We start from the raw sequence: 3529 nt of genomic DNA, 5'->3' as shown, positions 1-3529 counted from the left end.
CGCGCCGGCCCGCCGCGCCGGACGCCCCTCCGGCAGCCCCTCGCCCGGCGGGGCCGGCGGCCGAGGGGCTGCCGCATCGGGCGCGGGTGGGAGCGGCCGGCCCGGCTCCCGCACCCGGGAGTCCGGTCCGGCGGCAACGGCTCGGTCCGTGCGGAGCCCGGAGAGCCGGCCGGCGCGACGGCTCACGCAGCGGTCCCGGTGCGCCGGCTCACCCGGCAGGGCAGGTGCTGTCTCCTTGCTTTTCGCTGGTGAGGGCACCGCTGCTGTCAGGACAGCAGGCCCGCCAGGCGGCGCCATGCGGGCCTGCGCATGGCGTCGCGGGGCTGGTCGTCGACCAGTTGGAGGGCCACGTGGTCCGCACCCGCCGCGTGGAAGGCGTCGATCCTCCCGCGGATCCGGTCCTCGTCGCCCCAGGCGAACACCGCGTCGACCAGGCGATCGCTGCCGCCGTCCGCGAGGTCGTCCTCGGTGAAGCCGAGACTCAGGAAGTTGTTGGTGTAGTTCGGCAGCTGCAGATAGAAAGCGAGCACGTCGCGAGCGAGCGAGCGGGCCCGGCCCGGATCCGTCTCCAGGACGACCTTGAACTCCGGTGCCAGCAGCGGGGCGTCGCCCAGAATCTCGCGGGCCCGAGCGGTGTGCTCAGGAGTGACCAGGTACGGGTGCGAACCGGCGGAGCGGTCGCGCGACAGCTCCAGCATCTTCGGGCCGAGCGCGGCCAGGACACGGCGCTCGGCGGGCACCCCCTCGGCGTCCAGGGCGTCCAGATAGCCGGCCATGGCCGACCAGGGGCGGCGGTACCGGTCCGTCAGCTTGGCGTGGCTGACACCGAGGCCGAGCAGGAAGCGGCCGGGGTGGGCCGCGTCCAGTTCGGCGAAGCGCGCCGCGGTGTCGGCGGCCTCGTACTGCCAGATGCTCTGGATGCTGGTCGCCACGGTGAGGCGTGAGGTCGCCCCGACGATCGGCGCGGCATGCCGCACCTCGCTGCCGTTGCCCAGCCAGATGACGCCGAATCCGAGTTCGTCGAGCTCGGCAGCGCTCTCGGCGATCTCGCCACGCCTCGCCGGGTCCTCGGAGCGCAGCCCCGCGCTCCAGATGCCGTACCGTCCGACTGTCTCCTTCAAGGAGCTGACGCGGTCCACCGTCGTGGCGTAGTCCATGGGTTCCGATTCCTTCCGCACGTGTGCCGCACCGGCCGACACAAAGAGTGCTAACCGGAGAAATGACTCGATATGGCCCCCGGGCCGATCGTCTCAGACAGTCGTTGCCCCGGCGCGGACGACCGAGCTGACGTTTCCGGCCGGGCCTGGGCAGTGCCCCCGCCCCGGCGACCGCCCGTCAAGCCCGCACACACCGTCAGGCCTGCGGCGTCCCGCCCAAGGACAGCCAGCGGCCGCCGTGCACCTGGCCGGGCCCCCGGCCTCCGCCATAGGCGTGTACGAACCCGATCGGGCGACCGGACAGTTCGCCGCCGTGTTGACAGAGGCGTGGTGCCACCGGCGCGGCGGCACCGTCGGACGGCCAGGGTCCGACGGCCCGTCGACCGTGGACGCGTCACCTCGCGGGGCCGCTCTCCCGGCCGCTGAGCCCGCCGGCCGGAACGCTGCCGAACCCGGTGCCCGACACGCCCCGCACGGGGGTGCCCGGGCTGGGCGGGTTCGCCATGGGGCGCCGCCGGCCGAGCCGTCGCCGACCGGCCGGCGCAGCGGCCCGCCGGGCCGCCGGCCCGGCTGTGCGAGTCACCTCCGAGTCATCCTCCATCTCGCCTGCCCATTCTCGTGGGCAGACCGCGGCCGACCGCGGTCGCCGACCAGAAGCAGGAGGCTCCTGTGCAGATTCCTCGTGACCAGGTCCTCGCCGGGATCACTGAGTACGTGGAGCGCGAGTTCCTCGGTGACAGCGAGGTGTCCGAGCTGACCCCGCAGACCCCGTTGCTGGAATGGGGTGTGCTCAACTCCATGAACACCGCGATGCTGCTGTCGTTCATCCGCACCGAGTACGGCGTCGCCGTGCCGCCCACCCACATCACCGGGCGGCATTTCCACAGCCTGGAAGCCATCACCGCTCTGGTCGTCGAGCTGACGGCGCAAGCCGCCGTCTGAGCGCGAGTCCATCAGAGACTGGAGTGTGACGTGGACGCATCGTTCGACATCGGCATCATCGGCGGCGGTCCCGCGGGCTCGACCGCCGCGTCCTACCTCGCCAAGGCAGGGCTGTCCGTCGCGCTCTTCGAAAGCGAGGTCTTCCCGCGCGAGCACGTCGGCGAGTCCCTGGTACCGGCCACCACGCCGGTGCTGCTGGACATCGGCGTGATGGGCAAGGTCGAGGCGGCGGGCTTTCCGAAGAAGTACGGGGCCGCGTGGACCTCCGCGGAGCGGCGCGACATCGACCACCTCGGCTTCAAGGGGCTCACCCATGATTTCCGGGCGGCCGAGATCCTGTTCAGCGAGCGCGACCAGGACGGCGTGGACCGCGACTACACCTTCCACGTCGACCGGGCGAAGTTCGACCAGATACTGCTCAAGCACGCCCAGGAGCTCGGCGCCACGGTCTTCCAGGGCGTGCGGGTCGGCAAGGTCGACTTCAGCGGCGACCTTCCGGTGATCAGCGCCAGGCTCGGCGGCGCGAGCGTGGACATACCGGTCCGGATGGTGGTCGACGCCAGCGGCCGGCAGACCCACCTCGGCACGCAACTGAAGGTCAAGGTGCCCGACCCGGTGTTCAACCAGTACGCGGTGCACACCTGGTTCGACGGCTTCGACCGCAAGGCGCTCGCCGTCGACAAGACGCAGGCGGACTACATCTTCATCCACTTCCTGCCGGTGGTGGACACCTGGGTGTGGCAGATTCCCATCACCGACACGATCACCTCCATCGGGGTCGTCAGCCAGAAGAAGCGGTTCAAGGAGTTCGGCGGCGACCGGGAGAAGTTCTTCTGGGACACCGTCGCCAGCCGGCCGGAACTGCTCGACGCCCTCAAGAACGCCGAGCAGGTCAAGCCGTTGAAGACCGAGGGCGACTACAGCTACGGCATGACGCAGATCGCGGGCGACAACTTCGTGCTGATCGGCGACGCGGCCCGGTTCGTCGACCCGATCTTCTCCAGCGGGGTCAGCGTGGCACTCAACAGCGCCCGCATCGCCAGCCAGGACATCATCGAGGCCGCGCGGGCGGGCGACTTCAGCAGGGCGCGCTTCTCCACGTACGAGGCGAAGCTGCGACGCGGGGTGCGCAACTGGTACGAGTTCATCTCCATCTACTACCGGCTGAACATCCTGTTCACCGCGTTCGTCCAGGACGAGCGGTACCGGCTGGACGTCCTGCAGATGCTCCAGGGGGACGTGTACGACACCGAGGAGCCCAAGGCGCTGGCCGCCATGCGCGAGATCGTGCGCGCGGTGGAGGACGACCCGACCCACCTGTGGCACGGCTACCTCGGCGAACTGAAGGCGCCCTCGGCCAAGCCGGGCTTCTGAACCCGGCGCGCTGCCCCGCGGCCCGCCGCCCGCCGTCCGTCAGTGGTACGACGGGC

3 protein-coding genes are annotated in these 3529 nt (G+C 70.9%); 2 read left to right on the top strand and 1 reads right to left on the bottom strand.

The window, feature by feature from the left end; genetic code table 11:
- Positions 1 to 266: 266 nt before the first annotated feature.
- The gene (locus tag VIW71_RS06275) at positions 267 to 1157 is read right to left on the bottom strand and encodes an LLM class F420-dependent oxidoreductase (protein WP_331620983.1); all 891 of its coding nucleotides are present in this window, start codon (positions 1155 to 1157) and stop codon (positions 267 to 269) included.
- Between the two features lie 669 nt (positions 1158 to 1826).
- Between VIW71_RS06275 and VIW71_RS06270 the strand changes: the two genes are divergently transcribed.
- Positions 1827 to 2099, top strand: a complete 273-nt coding sequence (locus tag VIW71_RS06270) for a phosphopantetheine-binding protein (RefSeq protein WP_331620982.1) — start codon at positions 1827 to 1829, stop codon at positions 2097 to 2099.
- A 30-nt stretch (positions 2100 to 2129) separates the two neighbouring features.
- Entirely contained in the window at positions 2130 to 3473 is a 1344-nt protein-coding gene (locus VIW71_RS06265; protein ID WP_331620981.1) for an NAD(P)/FAD-dependent oxidoreductase, read from the top strand.
- Positions 3474 to 3529: the final 56 nt, after the last annotated feature.

It is taken from the genome of Streptomyces sp., assembly GCF_036524955.1.
GTDB lineage: Bacteria > Actinomycetota > Actinomycetes > Streptomycetales > Streptomycetaceae > Actinacidiphila.
This window is presented reverse-complemented; position numbering and strand designations above follow the sequence as displayed.